The sequence below is a fragment of the Paenibacillus sacheonensis genome, assembly GCF_009909195.1.
Taxonomy (GTDB): Bacteria; Bacillota; Bacilli; order Paenibacillales; family Paenibacillaceae; genus Paenibacillus_Z; species Paenibacillus_Z sacheonensis.
In genome coordinates, this window is record NZ_JAAAMU010000003.1 from 381,036 (window position 1) to 406,812 (window position 25,777).

A 25,777-nucleotide genomic window follows, 5' to 3' on the forward strand; every position below is an offset into this window, starting at 1 on the left:
GAAGCGCTTGCCGCACCTCGCACATGCCAGCCCTAGTCGATAACGACCTTCTGGCCTTCTTCCAAGCCTTTCACGATCTCGACTTTATCGCTCGTCTTGAGACCGGTCACGACGTCCACTTCCTTCACGCGGTCGTTCTCCATGACTTCGACGTAATTGCGGCCGAACATCGTCTTCAGCGCCCCGCGCGGAATGAGGATGACATTATCCCGTTTGTCGATGAACAGCTTGATGTCGGCGTAGGTGCCGATCGGCACGGCCGGGCTTGGCGGGTTCAAGGCGATGATGAGCGCTTTGGCGTTGCGGCGGTTCACCTCGTCCTTATCGCTCTTCGGCGCGGTGGACGGCGTCTGAATGACGGAGCCTTCATAGGATTTGTCATCGTCGAGCGTGATCGCGACCTCGGTCCCGTCCTTCACGGTCTTGATCTTCGTCGCATCCGTCGCATCGTAGACGAAATTGACCTTCGAGGGGTCGGACACGATCGCGATCGCTTGATTCGCTTCGACCGGTTCGCCCGGCTTCAGATCGTTCAAATACGTGACCAGGCCGCTGGAAGGGGCGAACAGCAAGGCTTTATTGTAGGCTTCTTGAAGCGAGTCGAGCTGCAGCTGCTGCGCCTCCAGGTCGATTTTGGCCAAACGCACGCCGTCTTCGCCGGCATTCTGCTGAATGGCATCCTGATACCGCAGCTTCGATTGCTCGACGGTAAGCTTCTGCAGCTTGACCCGTATCGGCAGGTCGCCGGTTTCCAGCTCCGCGATCGGCGCGCCGGCTTTGATCGTATCGCCTTCGGCGACGTAAAATTTCTTCAGAATCCCGCCCGACTCCGGAAAGGAAACCGAGTTATTGACATCGGATACGGCCGAGGCCGTCGAGGTCAAGTACAGCTCCATGTTCCCTCGCGTAACGGGAGAGGTCTCATGCTCCTCGGTTTTGCTGGTCAGCTTCGGAGGATCCAGCGGCTCTTCTTCGTTCGGCAGGACCGAGCAGCCGGTCAGTACCGACAAGGCTAAGCACAAGGCGGCCGCGCGGCGCGGCAGGAAACGGCGTACGACGGATTGGGTAGGTTGAACCATGAGGAGGAGTAAAACTCCCTTCGCTATAAAATGGATGAGTGCTTGTACATACAGGTCGAATAGGAAATTATATACAAAGCATAACTTTGGCTATTTATGATGTCAACGTTTTCATGACTCATTATTCGTTCCTAAAATTGGAAAAAGCGAGAAAGTTTCGCGCATGCGCGCTATGCTTTCCCGCTTCTAACGATAAGGCTGTTCGGATCGATGACTAGGGTATCGGAATCGCCCTTATTTGGACGCTTTCCAAGCATCGATTTGTTTCTGTTCTTCCGCGATCACGCGGTCTACGCCGGCCGTTTTTAGCTTGGCGACGAATTCGGGGAGCATCTTGTCCGGATCGACCGCGCCGGTATCCAGAAGCGGCACGTATTGCGACGTGACGGTGCTCAGCTGCGCGATCTCCGTCTTCACCGGCGTCGGGTCGAAGCTGAAGCCGAGGAGCGGCGACGCTTTTGCCGTTTCGTTGATTTTGATCGTCTCGTCCCAGATGCCGGGCTCTTGGCCTTTACGGTAGAAGCCGTTGAATTGGTTGCCGAATTCCCAGTCGGTATTCGGATCGTAGCCGCCCTCTTTGATGACGTCTACCGTGTTTTCGTCGACTTTGGTATAGTGCTTGCCTTCGATGCCGTGCGCCAGGATGTTGAAGAGCTCCTTGTCGCTGAACAGCAGGTCGAGGAACATGACGGCACGCTCGGGGTTCTTGGAAGTTTTGCTGACGCCGGTCATCGTCGAAATGATGGAGCTTGTCAGCAGGTAAGGCTCGGACAGCTTCACGTCGACGACCTGCTTGCCGCCGAGCGCGCCGGTCATCTCGACTTCGCCGCCCGGTTTGACGTTGCCTTCGGTCACGACGACGGGCTTGCCCGCCTTGCGGTCGCCGGACGTATCCGAGAGCGTCGCCGCATCCTTGCGGACGTAGCCTTTCTGGAACCAGTCGCGCATCGTCGCCAGATACTCTTTGTACGCCGTCGTCTCGAATTGATTCAATACTTTCAAAGAGGTATCCTGCAAGCCGACGATGCCCGGAATGCTGCCCGCGATGCTGTCGAACCCGTAGGCAACGTTGAAGCTGCCGAAACGGCCGCCCTTGTCGTTCTCGAACGGCACGAGGCCGGGCTCATTGGCTTTGACGCTGGCGAGCAGCGGCTCGATGTCGGTGAACTTCTTGACGGATGCGATGTCGAAGCCGTACTTCGCGGCAACGTCCTTCTGGATGGCGATGCCGTTCGTGCTGGCCCAGATCTGATAGTTCGGTACCGCGTAAATGCTGCCTTTCACCTTAACGGCGTTCCAGCCGAGATCCGGGATCGTCTTCATGATGTTCGGCGCGTATTTCGGCAGCAGGTCGTCCAGCGCGATGAACGCGCCTTTGTTGACGTTGGTATAGTAGTTATTCGCCCAGCTGGACGTGAAGGCCAGGTCGTATCGCTCGCCGGAGGCATTCACGAGCTGCATTTTCTGATCGTAATTTCCCCAGTCGATCGCTTTGAGGTGAATCGTGGCGTTGATTTTCTCTTTCAGGATCTTGTTCATGGCTTCTTCGACCGAAGCAATGTCGGCTTGCGGCGTGCCGTCGAAATACCACGTCAATTCGACCGGATCCAGCTTGCCTTCGCCTGCGGCAGCCGTTCCGTTCGCATTGGATGGAGAAGCATTGCCGCCGTTGTTGTCGTTCTCGTTCTTGGAACCGCATCCTGCCAAGACGCTCGTCATCAACAATCCGACCGCTAGCGCGGCGGTAGTCGTTTTCAACGTTTTTTTCTGCATGAAGATGTAAACCCTCCCTGATGAATTAGTTCTATTGTAACGGCTTTTGCCTGAAACAATCCTATCTGGCGCACATTAACTGTCCGATACGATCCTATCTGTCTGAAACAAACGAACCTACCGACTTGCAAGCCTGCCCGGATCAGCCTTTTACCGCGCCGACCGTCAAGCCTTTGACGAAGTACTTCTGGAAGAACGGGAAGACGAACAGGATCGGTCCGGCCGCCATGACCGCAATGGCCATGCGGGCGGTTTCGTTCGGCATCGCCGTAATGTCGATGCTGATATTGGACGACTGCATCGACGTCGATAGGAACTGAATGTTATTCATGATCCTGTACAGCATATACTGCAGCGGGATCAGATTCTGATTATCGATGAACAGCATCGCCAGCCACCAGTCGTTCCAATAGATGAAAGCGATGAAGAGCGCGACCGTCGCAAGCGCCGGCTTGGCCAGCGGCAGGATGATTTGATAGAAAATGCGCCATTCGCCCGCTCCGTCGATCTTGGCCGATTCGATGAGCGCCGGCGGAATGTCGGAGAGGAAGCCTTTCATCAGCAGCACATGCCACGGCATGATGATATAAGGAAGAATGAGCACGAGCAGCGAATCGTCGATCTGCAGGTAGCGCTTGATCAAGATGTACCACGGTACGAGACCGCCGCTGAACAGCATCGTGAAGAAGACGATGAACGACAAGGAATTGGCGCCGCCGAAATCCTTGCGGGACAGCGCGTAAGCGAGCTTCGTCGTGATCAGCAGGCTGGCGACCGTTCCGATGACCGTGACGGTAATGGAGACCCCATATCCGCTCAGCAGCTGCTTCGGACTTTGCAGCAGAAAATCGTACGCGTGCGTCGTGATATGCTTCGGAATCAGCTTATAGCCGTAATTGGCGATATCCGATTCGTTCGACAGCGAGATGGACACAATGTAGAGAAACGGAATGATGCAGAAGATCGAGAAGACGGTGAACCAGGCGAGCGTAAGCCATTTTCCCCATGGCAATTTCGATGCGGCATTCATTGATGCTGCCCTCCTTCTTCGGATTAGAAAATCGCGTTGTCTTTGTTGAATTTGCGCACGAGGGCATTGACGCCCACGACGAGCAGGAAGCCGACCAGCGCTTGATATAAGCCGACCGCGGAGGCCATGCCGATATCGCCGGATACGCGAAGGGCGCGGAACACGTACGTATCGATGACGTCCGTCGTCTGATAAAGCGCGCCGGAATCGGCGGTCAGGAAGTAGAACATCCCGAAGTCGGAGTAGAAAATCTTGCCCACCTGCAGCAGCGTGATCAGCGTGATCAGCGAAGTGAGCAGCGGCAGCGAAATCTTCGTCATCTGCTGCCATTTGTTCGCGCCGTCGATCGAAGCCGCTTCGTAGTAGCTCTTGTCGATGCCGAGCAGGCCGGTATAGAAGATGAGCGTGGAATAACCGATGTTCTTCCACAGGAAAGCCAAGCTAAGAATGTACGGCCAGAACTTGGACTCCAGGTACCAGTTCACCTGGTCGAAACCGAAGTTCTCGAGCAGATGGTTAAGCACGCCGAGCTGCGGGTTGAGCAGGGCGTAGGTGACGTAGCTGACCACGACCCAAGATAAGAAATACGGGAAGAACAAGGTCGTCTGGAAGACCTTCACGGCTCTGCGGCTCAGTCCGACGAGCAAGAGCGCGAAGACGAGCGATAAGACGTTGGTAATGATAATAAAGCTGAGATTGAGCAGGATCGTGTTTCGCGTGACTTGGAAGGCTGCATCCGATTGGAAAAAAAATTTGAAGTTTTGCAGACCGACCCATTTGCTGCCGAATAACCCGTCCGAGAAGTTGAAGTCCTTGAAGGCGACAACGACGCCGAGCATGGGCAGATAATAAAATACGATGACGAACAGCAGTCCGGGGATCGCCAAACCGATCAAGCCCTTGCTGCGTATCGCGCCTCTCCAGAAATTGTTCCACTTTGCGAAACCCATCGTTCGGTCTCCTTTGCCTGTTAGTGTTTGTCCGCTGCTATGCCTTTATGTTAGGCGCCCCGGCCAGCGGGTTCTAGTGCAATTACGGCCGCGCACTTCCGATTCCACTGTAAAAAAGGGCGCCCGCTGTACTTTGCTAGAAAGTACAGCGGGCGCCCCGGTCCGAGAAAGCTGGGAAAACCGCTATTTACGGCCGCGTATGGCCTTGGATTTGTTTGACACTCTTGCTCTGGACATACTCTTTCGGCGTCGCTCCGAATTTCTTCTTGAACAGCTTGTAGAAGTAGCTTTCGTTCTCGATGCCGATCTTGAGGAGAATTTCCTTGATGCTGAGCGACGTGCTCTCCAGCCATTCGACGGCCTTGTTCAGGCGCAGTTCGTTCAAGTAGTCCGCGACCGACATATTCATTCGGGTGCTGAACAGCTTGCTGACGGACTTCGAGGACAGGTTCAGCTTGTCGGCAATCAAGGCGAGGCACAGCGCCGGATTCGCGTAATCCACCTCGATCAGCTCTTTGACGGCGTCGACGAGAATCGCCTGCTTCTCGTTCTCGATGTTTTCCGTCTTGGAGAATATGTCGCGGATGAGCAATGTCATGTCGTCCTTCAGCTCCTGCAGCGTCTCCGCCTCGAAGAGCCGGCTCGTCAACAAGTTGAAATTCACGCGCACGGGCTCCAACTTGCTGCGGCTCAGTCCGTCGACGGTCGACTTGAGCGTATTGATCAAGCTCATGACCGACAGCAGCGCATTATTGTAGCTTAACGCTTGAATCTCGCCGAAGAGCCGCTCCAGCGCTTCCTCCGCCGCCGTCGGGCTCCCGCTTCGGAGGGCCTCGACGAGCTTCTTCTCGAGCGCGGCGGAATAACCCATATGGACGTTCTCCTCGTGGCTTCGGATCGCCTCTCCCGTCAGAATGGAAGACTTGCCGTACAGCAATCGGTAAGCCATCTGGTTTAGCGCTTCGAAATGACGCTCGGACAATTCGGCATATTCGGCAGTCGGACCGCTGATCGAGACCGAGATGGAGATATGGTAATAGGCCTGAATGTAATGCTGCGCTTGCTTCCAGCCTTCGATCAGCTCCGAGGAATCGTTCGCGTTCATGATGAAGGACAAATAGTCGTTCTTCATCTCGACCGTCTCGCATGGATAGCCGATGCATTCGGAGGCGATGTTCGTGATGCCGAAGCTGCACAAGGCTTGATCGAATAGGCTGAACTTCTGCTGGAACAGCGCGTAATCGTCGATCTTGACGACGCAGACGATCAACGGCTCGCTCGGATTCAGCCGCACGGCATAGCTTTCGAGCGCCTGGTCGAATTCATTGCCGCTGACCGACGGGCTGTCGACGAGGAGCCTGCGGAGGAAGAAGGCTTTGAGCGCCTCGTTCTCCGAGCTGCGCTTGAGCCGGTATTCTTGGATCCGTTCAAAGGAATGCTGGAACGTCTGATTCAGATACGAGAATTCGTCCTCCCCTTGGCCGGAGTACGGCTGGTCGGCTTGGGAGACCTGATTCACGAGCTTGCGGATCGGACGGTAAATGGTGCGCGACAGCAGAACGGTGATCAGGAACGCGATCAGCAGGAAAGCTGCGGTGAGCAGGACGAACGTCGTCTTCAATCGCTCGACCTTCTGGAATACTTCGTCGTACAGCTGCGCTTTCACGAGCGTCCAGTTCATTTTCTCGACGTTCGTGAACGTGACGAGGTACTTCTTGCCGTCCACCTTCGCGATGTAGTAGCCGGTGTCCTTCGCCGCTCCTTCCGGCTGCTTGGCATTGTAATCCTCGTAGGCGGTTCGCAGCTTGGCGAGAAACGGATCCGGGTTATCGAGATCCTCGCCGAGGATGCCGCGTTTCTCGTCGAGGATCATGACCTTGTCCTGCTTCTCTTTGTCGATGGCATTGATGTTCGCGATGTTCTCCAGCAGCCACGTCGTATTGGCATTGAAGATCAGCGCCCCGGCCGGCGTGTCGCCCTGGTCCTTGAATTCGTACATGAAGTAGCTGACGACGTTCTCCGTGTGCTTCTTGTCGCCGGACATATAATCGATTCGCCGCGGCACGGGCTTTAGGATCGGCAGTTCACCGCCGGACTGGAAGAGCGTCTCCAGGCTGGCGTCCTTGAACATCAGCTCGTCGAGCGTCGTGTAGTAGCTCTTGGACGCGCTGTTGTAAATATAGACGGAACGAATGAACGGATTCGTATTGACGATGCTGGACCGAAGGGTGTTAATCGATTTATAGATATCGGCGAACTCCACGTCCTTGTTGTACATGATGGCCCGCACGTCGGGGTTATTATAGATGGAGAACACGGAATTCAATATCATGTCGTCCATGGAATCGATATTGTATTTGACCTGCATCAGTATTTTCTTGTTCGCCTGATATTCGTTGCCGAGCACGGCCTGTCCGGAATTGTAGTAGGCAATAATGCCGAATAACGTCAACGGAAGCAGCATGGCAAGCGAGATCCATTTATACATGTCGCGCAAAAATTTGCGCTGCTTGCTGGGCCGCGGCGCGGGCTGTATGCGTTGCAATAACTTCATGCTGATCATCACCTTCTGAAAATTTGGATTTGTCTATTATATGACATAATGCGGGGATTCAACTATTCATTATGTAGAAAAATGTCGAACAAACGAGCGGTTCGCGAGTCGGGGCGAAGATGCGAACGCTGCCGGACGGCCACTTTCAGGCGTAAATTCATAATTGTCACCTCCGTTACCCTGTGCTATGGTTGCTAGGACGCAATAAATCGGAACGTCAAACCAGCACAAGGCTTCGCGAAAGGTGGTTGGAAGGTTGGCAACGGCTACGGCACGTACGGCCGTATTGCGGACAGGAACGGTGTACGCCATCTTGTTCGCGATCAGCTCCGTACATCTATTGAACGACACGATGCAGGCGGTCGTTACGGCTTTGTTTCCCGTGTTCAAGGATTCGCTTCATCTCAGCTACGGACAGATGGGGTGGATCGCTTTCACCCTCAACATGACGTCCTCCGTCATGCAGCCGGTCGTCGGTTACTTTTCCGACAAGCGTCCGATGCCGTGGATGCTGCCCATCGGCATGGGGCTCAGCCTGCTCGGCATGGCGGGGCTCGCGTTTGCGCCCAGCTTCATGTTCGTCCTGCTGTCCGTCGTGTTCGTCGGTCTTGGCTCCGCGATCTTCCATCCGGAAGGCTCGCGTGTCGTTTTCTTCGCGGCCGGCGGCCGCCGCGGACTCGCGCAGTCCATCTATCAGGTCGGCGGCAATACGGGCAGCTCGCTGGCGCCGCTGATGACGATCTTTATTTTCCTCCCGCTCGGTCAGCCGGGCGCGATCTGGGGAACGTTATTGGCCGCGGCCGCGATCGCGGTGCTGCTGCGCGTGGTCCCGTGGTATCGGACGCAGCTGAACGAGCACGGCAAGCCGCTCAAGAAGGGCAAAGCTTCCGGCGCTAGCGCTGGCGTGCCCCTCACGCGGAGAACTATCGCATTCGCGATGACGCTGCTCGTCCTGATCGTCTTCGCGAGATCGTGGTACATGAGCGGAATCTCGAATTTCTACAACTTCTTCGCGGAGGAGAAGTACGGGTTGTCCGTACGGGCGGCGCAGGTGCCGATCTTCCTGTTCATGGCGGCCGGCGTCGTGGGGACGTTCCTCGGCGGCGTGCTCGCGGACCGTTTCGGACGAAAGCGGATGATCGTGTTCTCCATCGGCGGCGCGGCGCCGTTCGCGCTGCTGCTGCCGCATGTATCGCTCGGCTGGGTATATCCCGTCAGCTTCGTGCTCGGCCTCATTATCATGTCGGGCTTCTCCGTCAGCGTCGTCTACGCGCAGGAGCTGATTCCGAACAAGGTGGGCATGGCATCGGGACTCATCACGGGCTTCGCCTTCGGGATGGGCGCGCTCGGCGCCATCGTGCTCGGCCATCTGGCCGAAGCGTGGGGACTGACGAAAGTGATGAACTACTCCAGCTTTCTGTCGCTGCTCGGGCTGCTGGCCATTCTGCTTCCGCCGGATCGGCGGGAGACGGCATAGGCTTACCGTGCGGGCAGGTGCCTGGTTTATGTGATTGGATGAATGAATGGATGGATGAATGAGGAGACCTTGAATTCCGCCGGCGGCGGGATCGAGGTCTTTTTTGCGGGTTTGACGATATGGTAAGATTTAGCTAACGCCCGGCGTTCAATGTGGGGAGGCTTGTCGTTAAGGGTGTCGGCGTTGCGGAGGTGACGATTTCTGATTTATATAAAAATAGTTGGAGAAGAAAGTGAGGATTTAATGGAGGAAGTAGAATAAAAGGAGGCAGCAACGCTGAAAAAACTAGTCTTCGTCATGTTCATAGGCATCCTGCTCTTTCTAAGCGGAACGCTGCTAGGCGCGCGTTATTACTTTGTTCAAATCGCGGATCATGATCAATTTTATAGCGACCCCAGCCCTGTGCCGCTGTTCATCTACACCTTCATCTCAGGAGTAGGTCTTATGGCAGCTGCAGCTTCATTCCTTGTCTACATCATGCGATTGAGGAAATAATCATCTAACGCTGGCCGTCTACGTTAACCGACGACATCATTCAATGCACCTTGGAGCAGCTGCCGCGGCTTGCTCCTGTTTGTCATGAGGCAGGCAGCCTTGGAGGTCAGTCGTAAAATCCGCATCATGTTATAATGGCACTAACGAAACAAACAGGACAGGGGATGCGCGAGATGACGGAGCGTTACCATATACTCGTCGTCGAAGATGACGACGATATCAACCGCCTGCTGTGCAGCGTGCTGCGCACGGCCGGCTATGCGCCCCAGCCGGCGTATTCGGGCACGGAGGCGCAGCTCTATCTGGCCCAACGGGAATGGGCGATGGTGCTCCTCGACTTGATGCTGCCGGGCAAGCGCGGCGAGGAGCTGCTCGAGGAAATCAGCGGACGGTACGGATTCCCCGTCATCGTCATCACCGCGCAAGGCGAGCGCGAACCTAAGATCGCGGCGCTCAAGACGGGCGCGGACGACTATATCACCAAGCCGTTCGACCTCGAAGAGGTGTCCGCACGCATTGATTCCGTGCTCAGGCGCTATCGCAGGCTGCCGCAGGCGCAGAGTCCCAAGCTGCTGCTTCACAAGGATCTCGCGCTCGATCCCGAGGCGAAGACCGCGGTCGCCGGGGATGCCGAGCTTGCGCTGACGGCGCGCGAGTACGAGATTCTGGCCTTGCTGATGGCTTCGCCGAAGAAGCTGTTCACGAAGGCGAACCTGTTCGAGAGCGTGTGGGGCGAGGAGTTTCCCGGCGGCGGGGAGAACGTCGTCAACGTGCACATGAGCAATTTGAGGAACAAGCTGGCGAAGGCCAACCCGCAGGAAGAATACATCGAGACGATCTGGGGCATGGGGTACCGGATCAAAACTTAAGCCTTTCTTATGAATTGTCTTTACGGAGTCTTATGAGTCAGCCTCTACACTGAATATAGGAACAGGAGGCTGAACCGCCAATGAACGAATACGTGCTGCGCACGCAACAATTGACCAAACGGTACAAAACCCAATCGGCGCTCGATCGCGTGGACATGACGGTCCGCAAGGGAACGATCTACGGCTTTATCGGGCAAAACGGGGCAGGCAAGTCGACGCTGATGAAGCTGGTGACGGGGCTCGCGTTCCCGACGTCCGGCTCGATCGAGCTGTTCGGGGCCACCGGAGGCGCGGAGCTTAATCTGGCGCGCAAGCGGATGGGCGTGGCGATCGAGAATCCGGCGCTCTATCCGCAGCTCACCGCCGCGGAAAATCTCGAGGCGCATCGGCTTCAGCAGGGCATACCCGGCAAGGAAAGCTTGAAACGAACCTTGGACCTGATCGGCCTCTCGGGGACGGGCAGGAAGAAAACGAAGAATTTCTCCCTCGGCATGAAGCAGCGCCTGGCACTCGGCGTCGCGCTGCTCGGGGAGCCGGAATTTCTCATCCTCGACGAACCGACGAACGGACTCGACCCGATGGGGGTCGTCGAGATGCGCGAGCTGCTGACGAGGCTCAACCGGGAGATGGGTATTACCATCCTCATCTCCAGTCATATTCTAAGCGAGCTCCATCTGCTCGCCACGCACTACGGCATCATTCACAAAGGAAAGCTGCTGGAGGAGCTGACGAGCCGGGAGCTGCAGGAACGATGCAGGCAGTTTATCCACATCAAGGTGAACGTGCCCGAACGGGCCGCCGCCGTGCTCGAGCGGGAGCTGGCGACGACGGAGTTCGAAGTAACGGCGGACGGCGTCATACGGCTCTACGCGCATCTGGACCGTCCGGCTGACGTGTCCTCGGCGCTGGTCGCCGGCGGGCTGGCGCTGGAGCAGTTCATGCCGATGGGCGAGGATCTGGAGAGCTACTTCGCCTCCCGGATCGGGGGTGGCGAGCATGCTTAATTTGCTGCGCTCCGAGTGGTACAAATTATGCCGCAACCGTTCGTTCTGGCTGCTGCTGTCGCTGCTGTTCGCGTCCGCCGTCATTTACGTGCTGCTGAATTACTACGACGATCCGAATGACGGCGGGGCGTTAACCGGCATGTCAGGGCTGGACTTGTTCGCCTCTTCGATGGGCGCCAATAACTATATCATCAAGATCGGGCTGAGCGTCCTGGCCGGATTCTTCCTATCGAGCGAATACAGCACGGGCACGATCAAGCGCGCGGTCGCATCCGGCTACAGCCGCAGCAAGTTCATCACGGCCAAACTGCTTGTTTTTATTGTCGGCGCCATGCTGACGGCACTCGTGTTCCCGCTCGTGAATATCCTGCTGGGTTCCGTGCTGTTCGGCAGGGGCGACCTCTCGGGAGGCATATCCGAGACGGGTTTTATCGTGAGATCCTTCGTCTTAACGCTCTCGCTTGCCGCAGCCTTCGCCGCGGTGACCGGCGCGATTGCGACGTTCTTGACGGACAGCGGCAAGACGATCGGAACCGTGTTCGTGCTCTACTTTTTTGCGGACGGCCTGTATGCCATGACCGGCAAGTTCCTGCCGTTCGTCAACACGCTTTACGACTATTCCATCTTTAACCTGATCACTCATTATGCCGATCCGGATATGAGCGGCTCCGACTTCGCGCAATCCGTGTCGATCTCGCTGCTCGTCGCCATCGCGTTCGTAGGGATCGGGATCGCCGTTTTCAGGCGCAAGGAGATCAAATAGGAAATCACATAGGAGATCAAATAGGAGATCAAATAGGAGATCAAATAGGAGATCAAATAGGAAATCAAATAGGAAATCAACTAAGGGACCATATAAGAAATCAAATTACGAATCAAATAAGAAGGAGGGACAGCACGTGCCGATCGGGATCGCAGCCGTGTCCGTCGCGGTGGCAGCGTTCTGTCTGCTCAGACTGGTCCTGGTCCAAAGAGAAGTTCGCAGCCTCGCGCGGCAGCTGCGCCGCTACAACGACGGCGAGTCCTCCGGCAAGGTCGCGATCGGCATGCCGGACCGCCGTCTGGAGACGTTGGCCGCGGAGATCAACCGCCATACGGATCTGATCATCAAGGCGAACGCGGAACAAAAGCGCACCGAGAACGAGCTTCGCCAAGCCGTCGCTAACATCTCTCACGATCTTCGCACGCCGCTGACGTCCATCTTGGGCTATATTCAACTGCTCGACTCGAAGGGGCTGCCGGAGGACGTACGCCGGGAAGCCATCGGCGTGATTCGCAAGCGAACGACTCGCCTTCATGCGCTGTTGAACGATTTCTACGAGCTGGCGATGATCGATTCGACCGACTACGCGCTGAAGCCGGGGCGGCTGCGGCTGGACAAGCTGATTCCCGAGATTATGATGGGTTTCTACGATCAGATGAAGGAGCGGGGGCTCGAGCCGGCTTTCGAGCTCACGGACAACCCCGCGGAGGTATGGGCGGACGAATCCGCCGTGCGTAGAATCGTCGAGAATCTCGTCGTCAACGCGATCCGGCATGCTTCGGGAACGCTGAATATTAGCCTCGCCGTGCGGGAGGGAACGGTTGTCTTCGCAATGGCGAATGCGGCCCCGAATCTTCGCGGGTCGGACCTCGAGCTGCTGTTTAACCGGTTCTACATGGCCGACGCCTCTCGCTCCGGGCTCAGTTCCGGACTCGGCCTGTCCATCGCCCGCGGATTAATGGCGAAGATGGGCGGAAGCTTGAATGCGACGATGCAGGGAGACGTGCTCTGCCTGCAATGCGTGTGGAAATTGAATAGGCCGGAGCAGGACATACGGCTTTGAACACGACTACCTCGCCACCTTGACCAAGTCGAACAGGAAGGCCAAAACATTCATCTGCGGCTTCCGCTTCGCGTGATTCCACTTCCAGGCTTCCTTATCGACTTTAAGAAGCTCCCAATTTTGCAGCCTCGCCTGTTCTTCGTAGAAATAAGGATGATCCAGCATTTGCTTCACTTTCCTTTCCTTATGCTTTCCTCTAGTGTAAAAAAAGAAGTATGACAGCTGAGTGTCATACTTCTTCGTATCCGGCTAACATTTTTTCGATTTTCGATTTCATGCGGCGCCTCAGCGAAAGCGGTTCGAGCACTACTGCCTCTTCGCCGAAGCCGAGCAGCTTCTCGACCAGCCAGTCGACATCGATCGCCTTGACGATGGTCAGCGTAAGCGTGCCGTCGTCATGGAACTGTTTCTCGTCCGCATAGAATTCGTCCAGCACCCTGGCGAGCGGGCCTGCCTTGAAATGAATGACGGCATGCTCGATTTGATCCTGCGTATTGCCGCCGGAGAATAGGTCATCGGCTTGAATATCGTGATGCCGTTCAAACGATACCGGCAGTGCTGTAAGCTCCGTCATCCTCGTCAGCTTGAACACCCGGTAATCGCTGCGCGAACGACAGTATCCGTATAAGTACCACGTGTCGTATTTGAGCACCAGGCTGACGGGCTCGACGATCCTGTTCAGCCGTTCGTCCTTGGCGTTCATATAGTGAAATGAAACAAGCCGACAGGAGTTAATGGCCGTGCGGAGCTCTCGGAGAATTTCGTTATAGGTTCTCCAGCTGCCGAGATCGACCGTCAGGCTGGGGGTTGTGCCCGGACGGCTCTGAACGGACTTCAGCCGGTGAATCGTCTGCTGCGCGCGCTCGTCCTGGAATACGGTCGCCGTGCTGTCGAGCAAGGTAATCAGGGAGGCGATATCGTCGGGCCCGAGCAGGCTTTTGTCCATCTTGTATTCTTTCATGATTCCGTATCCGCCGTTCACGCCCTGATAGGATACGACCGGAATCCCTGCCGCGCCGATCGCCTCGATGTCCCTGTAGATGGTCCGCTGAGAAACTCCGAATGTATCCGCCAGCTCCGAGGCCGAGACTACCTCGTTATTCAACAGTCGATATGTAATGGATAGCAGCCTCTCCAGCTTCAAGAATGGATCACCGCCTCTGATCGGTATATAGGGATGATTATACCATTTCATTAAACCAGCAGCCTTCGCGGACACTATTTTCTCGTCCGCGTTGGCTGCTGGTTTTCGTTAAGGTGCTTTTATGATCCGTCTGTTGTTGGCTCATCCGAGCGTTAGCCGAGGATAGGTGCCGATGCGTTTGCCTGCAGTTTAACGTCCAGCGCGACCGCCAATTCGTCCAAGGTTTCCTTCACGTCGGCGCCTTCGAATAGAATGCGGCCCAAGGCTGCATCCACAGCTTCGTCCAGCAGCCGAAACAAGCCGTTCGCCGGCGAGATGGGGAGCGGCGCGCTGTTCGCGAGCTCCGCCAGGACGGCATTGCACAATGGATCTTGGTCATGGCCAACCTCCTCGTACGCAGCGCGAAGCGCGGCGATCGATCCGTCCGTTACGAGCAGGGTCAAGGCATTGGCGGAACAGGTCATTTCCCGGAGGAGGGAAAAGGCCAGCTCGGGATGAGCCGTCGCGGAAGAAATGCCGAATCCGCATACCCAAGGCTCGTTCGCCGCTTGACCCGTACCGAATTGCGGCAGTCCGGCGATACCCAGATCATCCTGCAGCAGGGGCTGAATTTCATGCAGCATAACGTAATAATCCAAGATCATGCCGGCTTCGCGGCGCAGGATATCGCCATTGAAGAAAGTGTCCTGGGTTGCCGAAGCAGCACGGTGCTTTCGGACAAGATCGGCTGCCCGCTGCACGGCTTGTATGGCCGGCGGACTGTCGGCATATCCGGAAGCGCGGCTTCGATCCGGGGAGAGCCAGTCCGTGCCGGCCGATAGCAGCAGCAAGCCGATATATTCGCGCTGAAACGGGATTCGTGCCGCAAAACGCTTCGCGTCCTTGGCCGCGTTTGCTTCCTGAAGCCGAATGGCGATCTTTTCAAAATCATCCCACGTCCAACCCGCAGCGGGGTAAGGAATACCGGCTTTATCGAACCAGCGCTTATTATAGAAGATTCCTTTCATCGTCGCGCTCAGCGGAAGCACAGCGATGCTTCCCTCCTGCTCGGCCAAGCGGAAGATCGAAGGATGAAACAGATCGATCAAATCCGGGTTCTGCCCCAGCCATGCCCGCAAATCCAGCAAATGTCCCTGCCTGGCGCAATCGGCGATGTCGCCGTTAAACAGCTGAACCAGATCGGCATCGGATTGGCCTGCGATAAGGGCCGAGCGGATCTCTCCGTTGGGAAGCACCTTCACGAGGACGCTCACGCCAGGGTTCGACGCTTCGAACCGGCGCGCGATTTCTTCCACCGCCTCCTGCTGCCACGGTTCGTCGATATGTACGACTACTTGCATGCGTTCAACTCCAATCGGTCTATTTGCGGGACTCTTGCTGACTGAGAGCGCCTCCCATGGGAGGATGCGGATTTACAATTTAAGTCAACTATACCATCCATATCTGTACACTTGAACACACTGCATGCCGTGTCAAATAAAAAATATGTACAAAAGCTAGAAGGAATTTCCAACAAAAAGGCGAATGTATATTCGCATATTCGCGTATTCGTCTTGGAGGAGGCAATTGAAGATGGGCAAACAAATCGGCAGCTCGTTGAGCGTGCTAACGGTGTCCGACCTTGCGCGCTCGCGGCAGTATTACCGGGAAGTGCTGGGCTTCGACGTGACAGACTGGTGGGCGGAACGGGACGGATTGAACGGCATGGCGCTGAAGCTGCATCAGGCACCGGAGGGATTTACGCCGGTTCCGAATCCGCCGGAGGCCGGCGCGGACACGGGCGTTGACGTGCAGGGCTACACAGATACGTGGGCGGGACTCGACAGCCTGTACGAGGAATTCAAAAGCAAGGGAGCCGCGTTCGCAAGGGAGCCTGTCGTCTATCCGGATTTCGGGCCGTGGAAAGAGTTCGTCGTCGAGGATCCGGACGGTTACCATCTGGCTTTCGGCGGCATCGACGGTGCCCGGGCCCATGCCAGCATCGAGCCTCGCATCGACGCCGGCATCGTTTGGGTGCGGGATTTGGAGCGGGCCGTCGAGCGTTACGGCAAGCTGATCGGTATGCAGGCAAGAGAAGAGGACCGCTATGGGCATCTGCATCTGTTCCGACTGGATAACGGCACGAGTCTGATGCTGGATTCGAACGGCATGGAGTCCGTGCCGGTGCGCGAGAACGGGGCGCCGCAGCTGAAACTGAGCACGCATGATATCGAGCGGGCGAAGAGCGAAGCGCTGCAGCATGGTTTCGAGATCGCGCTCGACATTCAACGGCTGCCATCCGTATCGTACTTCAACATTCGCGACGAAGACGGCAATGTACTGACGATTACGCAGGACATCCATTCATCCTGACGACGGAGGCGGAGTTTGCTATGAGAGTACGAATCGTAGAAATGCCGGAAGTGAAAGCGGCGGTCATCCGTTCGGAGCTGGGCGGCGAGTTCACGCGTGCTGCCTGGCGGCGGATACGGGAGCTGCTGGGCGGTCACGGGGCCGTGAAGAACGAGGATTACGGGTTCGTCTTTATTCCCGAATGGCAATGGGCGAACGGCGTGCGCGAACTGTGGACCGGCGTCGAGGTAAGCGGCTTCGAGGGGCTGCCGGATGGGTTGGAGACGATCACGATTCCGGCGAGAACCTACGCGAAGCTGACGGTCCGCGGAGATATGCAAGTCTTGGACGAAGCCTATGGCTTCTTGTCCCAATGGTTCGAGCGGGAAGGAATCGAGCGGGACGTAACCGAGGGCTCGCTCGGCTTCGAGGCGAACCGGCTGAATCCGGTCAATCCGTTCGACATTCCAAGGCCGGAGTTGACTTTCGTCGACTACGACATCTATGCGCCGATCAAGAGCGGGCAGGCGATCGAGACGGACCGGTTTCCGAACATCGAGTCGGTCGAAGTAAAAGCGATCCCGCAGCGCCGGGTCGCCGGCGTCGAGCGGTTCGTGCGGCAGGCGGAAGGAGAAGATCCGGCTGTCGCGATTCCGGCGATATGGGCGGAATTCCATCGCTTGAATGACGGCTGGAAGGATATTCGCGCCTGCGGGGAATCCTTCGGCCTGTTTACTTACGCGCCGCCTTTCGGACCGGGCCAGGATTTTCTGTATCTGGCCTGCGTCGAGCTGGCGCCGGGCGACGATACCCCGGTGCCGGAAGGCATGACGGAGCGCGTCATCCCGGCCCACGAGTTCGCGGTCATTACGCATCGCGGGCCGCTATCGCACATTCACCAGGCATGGGGGTTCTTCCACGGCAGCTGGCGGTTATGGCACTCGAACGGGTACGCGGCCGTCGACGAGTTCGAATACGAGCGGTACGACGAACGTTACCTGGGTCCGGAGCAATCGGAATCCGTTATCGAGCTGCATTTCCCGATCGCGCCGGCGTCGCAGCCCGTTCCGTTGACCGATAAACGCATCTTCGACGAGAAAGGCGGCTTCGAGCTGCAGGATCTGCGGAACGCGCAGGTGCATATGGCTTGCCTCAAAGGCGCCGAGCTCCATGGCGTCGATCTGCGGAACGCATCGCTGGAGCATGTCAATTTCGTCCATTCGACGTGGCAGCATATTTATTTCTCGAACGTGCACGTCAAGCATATTCAGCTTGGCGGGACCGTGTTCGAGGGGATTGCCCGACCGAAGGCCGAAGTCAGCAGCTTGGAGGGGGAGGCCGGTACGGACGGCTGGGTCAACGTGGAGCCGGTCGTCTTTCGCGACAGCGATCTCAGCCAAGCCGTCTTCGACAATTGCCGGCTGAACGGCGTGCAGCTTCGCGGCTGCGAAGTCGAGGGCATGACGATCGACGGAATTCCGGTGGCGGAGCTGCTGGCCGGGTATGCGGCGGCGAAGAGCGGAAGCTGAGACGTGGGTAAGCGACCTCTCTTAGGGAGCCGAAGCTCCGGCAAATTCGAACGGGAACGACTTTGGTGCGGAGCACCACGGGAGCGATCGTCGAAGTTGACGGGCGGAAGCGGCGGCACGAACCGGTGCATCCTGGTCTTAAGCAAAGCCGAATAGCCGGAAGCAGACTGCTGCTTCCGGCTGCTCGGGCCGCTCGGATTAATAGATTAAAGGGCCTTCGGCGCGAAAGCCTTGAACGAACCGCGGTTCATCGCGTACACTAGCAGAAGAGCCGCGTCCAAGCGGCGTCTACCGAAGGAGCGTGCATAAACATGGCAAAGAGCGCGGCACGAAAGCGCATCGAGCAGCGATTGCGGCAGGGCGGAATGGATCCGCGGCAGCAGCGGGGGAATTGGAACGGCGTGAAGCCGGTCACGCGAGTGAAACCGGACAAAAGGAAATACGCGTATCCGAAGAATGACGATGATCGAGGCTTTAAGCCGGCAAGAGCGGTTTAAAGGTTGGATCATCGTCATTCTTTTATGTTGAGAAGGGCGCGGAGGCGGCCAAGGCCGAATAGGCCGGTGCATGCAACGGGGCATAAGCAGCAGCTGTTATCGCCTTAAATAACCTGAATGGCGTAGATGACAGACGTATCGCCGTCGGCATATTTGCCGTCCGCCGACTTCCAGTAGGCCGATATTCCATAATAATAGAGACCGGGCTTCTGCGGCGCGAGGTAATGACCGTTGGTCAGCTGAATCGAGGCCGATTCGCGGTCGTTCCTATATTGCGTGACTTCCACTTGAGCGGGAGCGGGCTTGTAGGCAAACGACACATCGATGACCGCGCCTGCTTTCACGATTGTGGAAGGAGCGTATTTCCGGGCCGTGCCGTAACCGCCGATGTAATCGGCGCATCCGAGATTGCCCCAGCAATACGTGCTTTGCAGGGTAGCTAATCGCTTGCCGTTCGCAACGACGAGCGGCTGCGGGATTTCGTCCTTGGGGGGATCCATGACGGAATGGACCTGCTTGGAGGCGAACGCTTTCAATTGCGATGCTTCCGAGCATCCGGCGAGCGTGAATGAAGCGATCGCCAGAATCGCGATGCCCCTCGTAATGCCCGTCCGATAACCGATGTTTCTCATCTCGTTCAGACCTCCCTTCGTTTCTACTAGACGGCGCGAATCGGAGAAAGGTTACATAGGCAGCACCAGGCGCCGACGGTTGCTTCCGAACGTTCGGATCGGCTATGATCGAGTCATTCAACCTATGCAGAGGGCAATCATCATTGCCGGTGCTCTTCATCCGTGTACCGACCGGAGGGCCGAAAGGAGAGTTACGATGAATCGACGCAAAGATTTGCAAAACGAGTTCGGGGTGAAGGGTCGTTCGATGGGCATCTTCCAAATCGTCAACATCCGAAACGGGAAGCAGTACGTGGCAGCCTCGCCGACGCTGGATTCGGCATGGCAGCGGGAGAAGTTCATGCTCGACACGGGAAGCCATCTCAACTCCGCGCTCCAGCACGATTACAAGAACCAGGCGGGAGCGGATTTTCATTTCGAAATATTGGCGAAGCTGGAACTTGGCGTGGACAAGCTCGACGGCAGCAAGAACAGCGCGGAAGCGAAGTCTGACGCAGGCACGGAGATGCCTGGTGCCGGAAACAGAAAGTCCGAAGGGGAACCTGCAAAGTCAGGTGAAGACCCAGCTCGTACGGAATTGTCCATCTTGAACCGCAGCGCCGTGCAATCCTACCGGGACGCCCTGAAGAAGCTGGAGCAGCAGTGGCTGGACGAGCTAAAGCCATACGGGCCGGCAGGCTATAATCGTCCGCCGCAAGAAGGCTAAGGGACGGTGGGCGGCGTTAGTATAAAAAATTCTGACTATTTCGCCTAATATCTGTTGACATGCGTTTCATAAGAAGGTAATATGTGGATTAAATCATAGTAAGTTGATGGGAAAAGAATATATTAATCGACCGGATTACCGGAGAGACCAATCATCGGAGGATGAGTGCGTCTCTTTTTTTATCGCTGCTTGCTGTGATTTCAATCGTGTACCAGGGCGGAGGAGGAATGGAGCATGAGCTTTCAGTTGGCTGGCAAGACGGCAATCGTAACCGGCGGAAGCGGGGGGATCGGATTGGCGATTGCCAAATCGTTATACCGGGAGGGCAGCAATATCGTCATTGCCGCGCGCGACCGGGGACGGCTCGAGGAGGCTCGGGAGGCCATACGGTCGCAGTCCGGAATTGCGGGCGAACCGGAGGTCTTGATCGCGGGCGGGGATTTGCGCGATGCGGATGCTGTGCACCGGGTCGTCGATACGGCAGCGGAACGGTTCGGAGGCGTGGATATTCTCGTGAACAACGCGGGTTCGGCGCAAGCCGGTTCATTTCTGGATCTGACGGACGGCGCTTTCACGGACACCTGGAATTTAAAGCTGCTGGGGTATATTCGGACCGTGAGGGCGGTGCTGCCGCATTTTCTCAAGCAGGGCGCGGGCAGCATCATCAATATCGTCGGCACAGCGGGCCGGACCCCGTCGCCGTTGTTCCTCCCGGGCTGTACGACGAACGCCGCGCTGCTCAACTTCGCCAAAGGAATCTCGAAGGAACTGGCAAAGAGCGGCATTCGCATCAACTCCGTCTCGCCGGGATTGACGGCAACGGATCGTGCGGAGATACTCGCGCAGCAGCAGGCCGATGCCAAAGGCATCCCGGTTGCGCAGTACAAGGCGGAGAGCGCGGGCGCCATTCCGCTCGGCCGTTACGTGGAGCCGCAGGAAATCGCGGACATCGTGCTGTTCCTCGCATCGGACAAGGCCGGGTCCATCACCGGCGCGGAGATCGTCGTGGATGGCGGGCAGCAGCCGGGCGTGTAAAGCGGGAAGGAAAATAAGAAAAAGCGATAAAGCAAAAAAGCGATAAAGCGAAATCATATTCCACTCTTATAGGAGGTTTTTCCATGAGCAACGTTCAAAATGAAGCGGTTATCAGCCAATCAATCGAGGTCCGTCCGGTGTCGGGCCGAATCGGCGCCGAAATCAGAGGCGTCACGCTCTCCTCGCAGTTGGACGCGGAGACGATCGGCTACATCCGGCAAGCGCTGCTGAAGCATAAGGTCGTCTTCTTCCGCGGTCAGTCGCAGCTGGACGATGCGGGACAGGAAGCGTTCGCGAAGCTGCTCGGCAGTCCCGTCGCCCATCCGACCGTGCCGATCAAGCAGGGCACCGACTACGTGCTGGAGCTGGATTCGCGGCATAGCCGCGCGGATTCCTGGCATACGGACGTGACCTTCGTCGACGCTTATCCGCAAGCCTCCATCCTGCGTGCTGTTATCGTGCCGGAAGCCGGCGGAGACACGGTCTGGGCGAATGCGGCGGCGGCCTACGATCATTTGCCGGAAGAGCTCCGCGGGCTCGTCGACCGTCTGTGGGCGCTGCACTCCAACGAATACGATTACGCGGCTTACCGCAGCAGGGTTACCGAGGATAAGGAAGGGGAGCGCAGATACCGCGAAGTCTTCGCTTCCACGGTGTACGAGACGGAGCATCCGCTCGTGCGCGTGCATCCGGAGACGGGAGAGCGTTCGCTCCTGCTCGGCCATTTCGTCAAGCGGATCCTCGGTCTCTCTTCCGCGGATTCGGCGCAGCTGTTCGCCCTGCTGCAGCGCCATATTACAAGCCTCGAGAATACGGTCCGCTGGCGCTGGGAAGCTGGCGATGTCGCGGTCTGGGATAACCGTGCCACGCAGCATTACGCCGTGAACGACTACGGAGACCAGCAGCGTATCGTACGCCGGGTGACGATCGACGGCGACGTGCCCGTGAGCATCGACGGCAAGCGCAGCGTGACGCGCAAGAAAGCACCGAATGCGGCACCGGCGCAGCAAGCCGGGCAAGCGGCAGAATCGGCAAGCGGGCAGGAATCGGCTTAAGCAGTAAGGAATAAGCATAAAACGTCTCCCTATAGAGCCTTGAAGCCAGTGCGAGCAACCGCTGCGTCTTCGAGGCTCTTCAATTTTTTCTGCACATGCCTAAACTCCCGTCAAGACGTATTCGCGTCTATGAACGATGGTTCCTTAATAGGACAGCGCTATGTATACTTATGGAACCAACTATGGAACCATTTTCCCTCTCTATCGTCTACTTTCCGAGGTGAACATTTTGCAATTCGATTATTTGAAGCATGTAACGGACGGCTTGGACCGGGACGCGGTGCTGAATGAGCTTATGACCGCCTACGGCAAGGATGTCTGGCATTTCGCTTTCTTCATGACGCATTCGCGAGAGATGGCGGACGATATTTCCCAAGACGTGTTCGTGAAGGTGTATCGGCAGCTGTACGAGTTCCGCGGGCAGTCGTCGATTAAGACCTGGCTGCTGGCCATCACCCGCAACACGGCGCGCGATGCCCTGCGATCGGCTTGGATGAGACGCGTCGTGCTGTTCGGCGCCGTTAATCCGAGCTCGGGCGCATCTCCATCGGCGGAACGGGAGAGCATGGACAAGCTGCTGACGGAGGAACTGTGGGCGGTCGTCTTGAACCTGCCGCGGAAGCTTCGGGAAGTGCTCCTGATGAACAGCCATTACGGTCTCTCCATGCAGGAGATGGCGGACATGCTTCATCTATCGGTCGGCACGGTGAAGTCGCGGCTGCACCGCGCGCGAACGGCGGTCAACCGTCGGCTGTCCCAGGAAGCGTCTTGGACCGGGGAGGAAGAATGGACATGAAGGAACCGGTACATGATTGGGAGCGCCGCCTTGCGGGCAAGCCTCCCGTCAAGAATGGGTTCACCTCGGAACTCGAACGTAAAGTGAGGGAACGCATTCGAATGAACACGACTAAGCGAAAATCGCCCCTGCGGGCGGCGGCCGCCGGCATGAGCTTCGTCCTCCTGCTCGGAGGCGGGTGGTTGTACAGAGACGATATTGAGGGGCTGCTGCGCCCGGCTGCGACTTCGGACGTACCCGCGGCACTCAGCAAGGATCCCCTGGCGGACAAGGCGTATCGGTTGAAGGTGCAGCAGTTCGAGCAAATGAACACCTTCGAGTATTACCTGAAGAAGCCGTTCGTTATCCGGCACCCTTCCGTCCGCATGGACATGCTCAACGCCTCTTACGACCTGGCGGCAGATCCGGAGAAATTCGAGGCTTGGTTCGACAGCGAGCAGCCGGATTTCGTGCAAATTCCCATGAACGTGTATGCGAAGCTCGCGGCGGACGGGAAGTTGAAGCCGCTGGACGCTTTAATCAAGGAGGACCGATTCGATCTGGGCACGCTGCATGCGCCGCTGGTCGATTATCTTCGCCAAGCCGGCGGGAGCGGGGAGTTGTACGGCTTGTCCGCGGATTATGGCTCCTCGGCGCTCTACGTGAATGAAGACGTCTTCGCGGCCAAGGGCGTGCCGCTGCCGGCAGGCGAGCTGACCATCGGCGAGATTCTCCAGCTGGCGCAGCGATTCGAAGGTACCGGCGTGAATGGCTTGAGCACGGCGGACAGGAGCAATACATTCGCGATGGCGCAGCTGATCGGTCAGACGACGGGACTTCGGACATTGACCGATGCGGACGGCCGCTTGCAGGCAACCGTCGATTCCGATGCCTGGAGGAAGGTCTGGACGGAAGTCGCGGACGGGTATAACGACGGCTGGATCAACCAGTCGAAGCCGATCGACTACGGGAAGGGCAGCATATTAATGAAGGATCTTGCGAAGCAGGATACGTTCGTGCTCGGCCAAGCGGCAATGGCCATTAAGGAAAGCTATTATTACCAAAACCTCGAGACGTACGAGCAGGAAGGCGTCAAGACGCCGAACTGGTCGACGGTTCCCATCCATGTCGATGCGTCCGCTTCGAATCCGGATGCGTTTCTCAATACGCAGACCGTTTATGCGATAAATGCGGCTTCGACCCAGACGGATGCCGCTTGGGAGCTGCTTCGTTATGTTGTCGGAGGATCTTGGCGCACTGGCCTGGATGCGCGGAATATTCTAGCCCGGCAGCTGATGGCCAACAAGTCCGTCATGAACGAGGAAGGGAGCAAGCATTGGCAGGCATTCTACGATACGAAGGTCGACCCGGTCAAGGCGGCCAAGAGTATGGCGCTCAAAAGCAGCTCCTCATATATCAAGGCGGCAGGACTGGTCTATAAGCTTGGCGGCGAAGCGATGGATGCCGTCCTGAAGGGAACGTTAACCGTCGATCAAGCGCTCGGAGAGTTTCAGCAGAAGCTGGACGTTCAGCTTGCCGGCATCGGGAAGGAGGCGGAGAAGTGAGCCTGCTTCGCTCTAAGACCAAGTGCTGCGCGAAGAATGCGTTCGCGCTGCTAGCGAGTCTGCTGATTACAAGCCTGCTATTGGGCGGATGCGCGCAGAAGACGTCCGGCGGCGAATCCGCGGAGCAGGGAACGATACGCATCGCGCTTCCCAATAAGGATTCTTACGCGTACTGGCTCGGGGACTACGTATCGGCGGCTTACCCCGAGCTTAAGGTCGAGCTGATCGACATGGAGCCTGACTATAGAAATCCGGCGACGTTGGAGGAATACGAGCGGAAGCTGAAGGCAGAGAAGCCGGATCTGGTGCTGCTGGGGTTCTCGGGCAAATATCCCGGCTTGACGGCCGACGGGCTGCTGGAGGATTTGTCGCTGCGCATGAGCGCGGACGGAATGAAACAAGACGATTATTATCCCGGCATGCTCGAGAAGCTCAAGCGCGAGGGCGGCGGCAATTTGTACGCGGTCACTCCGGCGTTCCAAGCTTACGCGCTGTATTACAATGCGGATTTGTTTCATAAGTACAACGTAAGCCTGCCCCGAAACGGCATGACGATGATGGATGTGATGGACTTGGCCAGCCAGTTCGCCAGGGCGGGCAGCCATAAAGACGGCATCGTCGGGTATCATCAACCTTTCGGCAGCATGCCGAACCAACTTCTATTCACCTTATCGAATCGCGAAGGCGTGCAGGCCTATGATTTCAGATCCGGCCATGTCACGATCGATACGCCGGCTTGGCGGAAGATCATCTCTACCGTCGTCGAGCTCTATAAGAACGGCACGTTCTTGATGCAGGACGTGAAGGGCGAGATGATAGACGGCACGCTTACCTATGGACCCGATGAGGTGAACGAGGCGGATCTGTTCAAGAAGGGCAAGTCGGCGATGACGATCGCGGGGTATCATGACATGAGCGGGTTGAAATTCGAGACGGGCAGGGTCACGCCGCCCGTCAGCTCCGTGGATATGCAGCGATCCGTCGATATCAGCATGAACAACTACATGGCCATCCCTGCAGGCGCGGAGCGCGCTGACCTGGCGTGGGAGATTATTCGATTCATGCTGAGCGACTATGTCGCGAAGGTCAAATCCGGCTTGGACGAAGATATGCCGGTCAACAAAGCGTATATGAACTACGATACGGATCCCCTGCTGCCAGCGTTATACGAGATTCTGCCGAGCAATGAGCCATCGTCCGTATCCATGGAAGGGTATGATCCCAAGTTCACGTCGTTGTTCTTCGAGCTGGAGGACCGCGAAATCGCGGCGGCGGTGAAAGGCGAGAAAAGCGTCGAGGCCTGCATCGCGGCTATTCAGAAGGAAGGCCAGGCGCTCATGGATGCCGCCAAACCGAAGAAATAAGCATGGAAATCTGCGATGGCCGGTATTCATTTCCACAGGTCTTATGGTATAGTAAGTAAAGAATGGCCTAACAGGCAAAAGGAGCCG

The 25,777-nt window shown here is 57.1% G+C and carries 23 protein-coding genes; 14 read left to right on the forward strand and 9 right to left on the reverse strand.

Annotated features, from left to right (window positions below):
• Positions 1–32: 32 nt before the first annotated feature.
• The 5 genes from GT003_RS07150 to GT003_RS07170 all read right to left on the reverse strand — a co-directional run bounded on the left by GT003_RS07150 (position 33) and on the right by GT003_RS07170 (position 7,386).
• Positions 33–1,079 (reverse strand): efflux RND transporter periplasmic adaptor subunit, encoded by a 1,047-nt coding sequence (locus GT003_RS07150; RefSeq protein WP_161695898.1) that lies wholly within the window; start codon positions 1,077–1,079, stop codon positions 33–35.
• Positions 1,080–1,313: 234 nt separating this feature from the next.
• A complete protein-coding gene (locus GT003_RS07155) occupies positions 1,314–2,852 on the reverse strand; it encodes an ABC transporter substrate-binding protein (RefSeq protein ID WP_161695900.1) in 1,539 nt (512 codons plus the stop codon).
• Between the two features lie 142 nt (positions 2,853–2,994).
• Positions 2,995–3,882 (reverse strand): carbohydrate ABC transporter permease, encoded by an 888-nt coding sequence (locus GT003_RS07160; protein ID WP_161695902.1) that lies wholly within the window; start codon positions 3,880–3,882, stop codon positions 2,995–2,997.
• Between the two features lie 23 nt (positions 3,883–3,905).
• The gene (locus GT003_RS07165) at positions 3,906–4,832 is read right to left on the reverse strand and encodes an ABC transporter permease (RefSeq protein WP_161695904.1); all 927 of its coding nucleotides are present in this window, start codon (positions 4,830–4,832) and stop codon (positions 3,906–3,908) included.
• Positions 4,833–5,019: 187 nt separating this feature from the next.
• Positions 5,020–7,386, reverse strand: a complete 2,367-nt coding sequence (locus tag GT003_RS07170) for a helix-turn-helix domain-containing protein (protein WP_161695906.1) — start codon at positions 7,384–7,386, stop codon at positions 5,020–5,022.
• A 256-nt stretch (positions 7,387–7,642) separates the two neighbouring features.
• On the opposite strand from GT003_RS07170, the gene GT003_RS07175 reads away from it, so the two are divergent.
• The 5 genes from GT003_RS07175 to GT003_RS07195 all read left to right on the forward strand — a co-directional run bounded on the left by GT003_RS07175 (position 7,643) and on the right by GT003_RS07195 (position 13,057).
• A complete protein-coding gene (locus tag GT003_RS07175) occupies positions 7,643–8,863 on the forward strand; it encodes an MFS transporter (RefSeq protein WP_161695908.1) in 1,221 nt (406 codons plus the stop codon).
• A gap of 668 nt (positions 8,864–9,531) precedes the next feature.
• The gene (locus GT003_RS07180) at positions 9,532–10,227 is read left to right on the forward strand and encodes a response regulator transcription factor (protein WP_161695910.1); all 696 of its coding nucleotides are present in this window, start codon (positions 9,532–9,534) and stop codon (positions 10,225–10,227) included.
• 80 nt (positions 10,228–10,307) lie between these two features.
• Entirely contained in the window at positions 10,308–11,231 is a 924-nt protein-coding gene (locus GT003_RS07185) for an ATP-binding cassette domain-containing protein (protein WP_161695912.1), read from the forward strand.
• On the forward strand, positions 11,224–11,994 hold the full coding sequence (locus tag GT003_RS07190) for a DUF2705 family protein (RefSeq protein ID WP_161695914.1): 771 nt from the start codon (positions 11,224–11,226) through the stop codon (positions 11,992–11,994). The genes GT003_RS07185 and GT003_RS07190 overlap by 8 nt, the downstream gene beginning before the upstream one ends.
• 136 nt (positions 11,995–12,130) lie before the next feature.
• Positions 12,131–13,057, forward strand: a complete 927-nt coding sequence (locus tag GT003_RS07195) for a histidine kinase dimerization/phospho-acceptor domain-containing protein (RefSeq protein WP_161695916.1) — start codon at positions 12,131–12,133, stop codon at positions 13,055–13,057.
• Between the two features lie 6 nt (positions 13,058–13,063).
• Here GT003_RS07195 and GT003_RS07200 read toward each other — a convergent pair whose 3' ends face one another.
• From GT003_RS07200 to GT003_RS07210, 3 genes are all read right to left on the reverse strand, one after another.
• On the reverse strand, positions 13,064–13,231 hold the full coding sequence (locus GT003_RS07200) for a hypothetical protein (protein WP_161695918.1): 168 nt from the start codon (positions 13,229–13,231) through the stop codon (positions 13,064–13,066).
• A gap of 55 nt (positions 13,232–13,286) precedes the next feature.
• A complete protein-coding gene (locus GT003_RS07205) occupies positions 13,287–14,201 on the reverse strand; it encodes a helix-turn-helix transcriptional regulator (RefSeq protein WP_161696214.1) in 915 nt (304 codons plus the stop codon).
• A gap of 152 nt (positions 14,202–14,353) precedes the next feature.
• The gene (locus GT003_RS07210; RefSeq protein WP_161695920.1) at positions 14,354–15,541 is read right to left on the reverse strand and encodes an extracellular solute-binding protein; all 1,188 of its coding nucleotides are present in this window, start codon (positions 15,539–15,541) and stop codon (positions 14,354–14,356) included.
• Between the two features lie 232 nt (positions 15,542–15,773).
• Here GT003_RS07210 and GT003_RS07215 point away from each other — a divergent pair, with 232 nt between their 5' ends.
• The 3 genes from GT003_RS07215 to GT003_RS07225 all read left to right on the forward strand — a co-directional run bounded on the left by GT003_RS07215 (position 15,774) and on the right by GT003_RS07225 (position 18,558).
• Positions 15,774–16,553, forward strand: a complete 780-nt coding sequence (locus GT003_RS07215; protein WP_239565853.1) for a VOC family protein — start codon at positions 15,774–15,776, stop codon at positions 16,551–16,553.
• Between the two features lie 20 nt (positions 16,554–16,573).
• Entirely contained in the window at positions 16,574–18,061 is a 1,488-nt protein-coding gene (locus tag GT003_RS07220; RefSeq protein ID WP_161695924.1) for an effector binding domain-containing protein, read from the forward strand.
• A gap of 311 nt (positions 18,062–18,372) precedes the next feature.
• Complete coding sequence (locus tag GT003_RS07225; protein WP_161695926.1) at positions 18,373–18,558, forward strand: hypothetical protein; 186 nt, start codon at positions 18,373–18,375, stop codon at positions 18,556–18,558.
• A 104-nt stretch (positions 18,559–18,662) separates the two neighbouring features.
• On the opposite strand, the gene GT003_RS07230 is transcribed toward GT003_RS07225, so the two are convergent.
• Complete coding sequence (locus tag GT003_RS07230) at positions 18,663–19,190, reverse strand: hypothetical protein (RefSeq protein WP_161695927.1); 528 nt, start codon at positions 19,188–19,190, stop codon at positions 18,663–18,665.
• Positions 19,191–19,386: 196 nt separating this feature from the next.
• Here GT003_RS07230 and GT003_RS07235 point away from each other — a divergent pair, with 196 nt between their 5' ends.
• The 6 genes from GT003_RS07235 to GT003_RS07260 all read left to right on the forward strand — a co-directional run bounded on the left by GT003_RS07235 (position 19,387) and on the right by GT003_RS07260 (position 25,690).
• Complete coding sequence (locus tag GT003_RS07235; protein WP_161695929.1) at positions 19,387–19,896, forward strand: GIY-YIG nuclease family protein; 510 nt, start codon at positions 19,387–19,389, stop codon at positions 19,894–19,896.
• A gap of 234 nt (positions 19,897–20,130) precedes the next feature.
• Complete coding sequence (locus GT003_RS07240) at positions 20,131–20,931, forward strand: SDR family oxidoreductase (protein WP_161695931.1); 801 nt, start codon at positions 20,131–20,133, stop codon at positions 20,929–20,931.
• Between the two features lie 83 nt (positions 20,932–21,014).
• Positions 21,015–21,986 (forward strand): TauD/TfdA dioxygenase family protein, encoded by a 972-nt coding sequence (locus GT003_RS07245; RefSeq protein WP_161695933.1) that lies wholly within the window; start codon positions 21,015–21,017, stop codon positions 21,984–21,986.
• A gap of 220 nt (positions 21,987–22,206) precedes the next feature.
• Complete coding sequence (locus tag GT003_RS07250; protein WP_338045943.1) at positions 22,207–22,782, forward strand: RNA polymerase sigma factor; 576 nt, start codon at positions 22,207–22,209, stop codon at positions 22,780–22,782.
• Positions 22,779–24,326, forward strand: coding sequence for an ABC transporter substrate-binding protein (locus GT003_RS07255; protein WP_161695937.1), 1,548 nt, complete (start codon positions 22,779–22,781; stop codon positions 24,324–24,326). Before GT003_RS07250 ends, GT003_RS07255 begins: the two co-directional genes overlap by 4 nt.
• A complete protein-coding gene (locus GT003_RS07260) occupies positions 24,323–25,690 on the forward strand; it encodes an extracellular solute-binding protein (RefSeq protein WP_161695939.1) in 1,368 nt (455 codons plus the stop codon). Before GT003_RS07255 ends, GT003_RS07260 begins: the two co-directional genes overlap by 4 nt.
• The last annotated feature ends 87 nt before the right edge of the window (positions 25,691–25,777 follow it).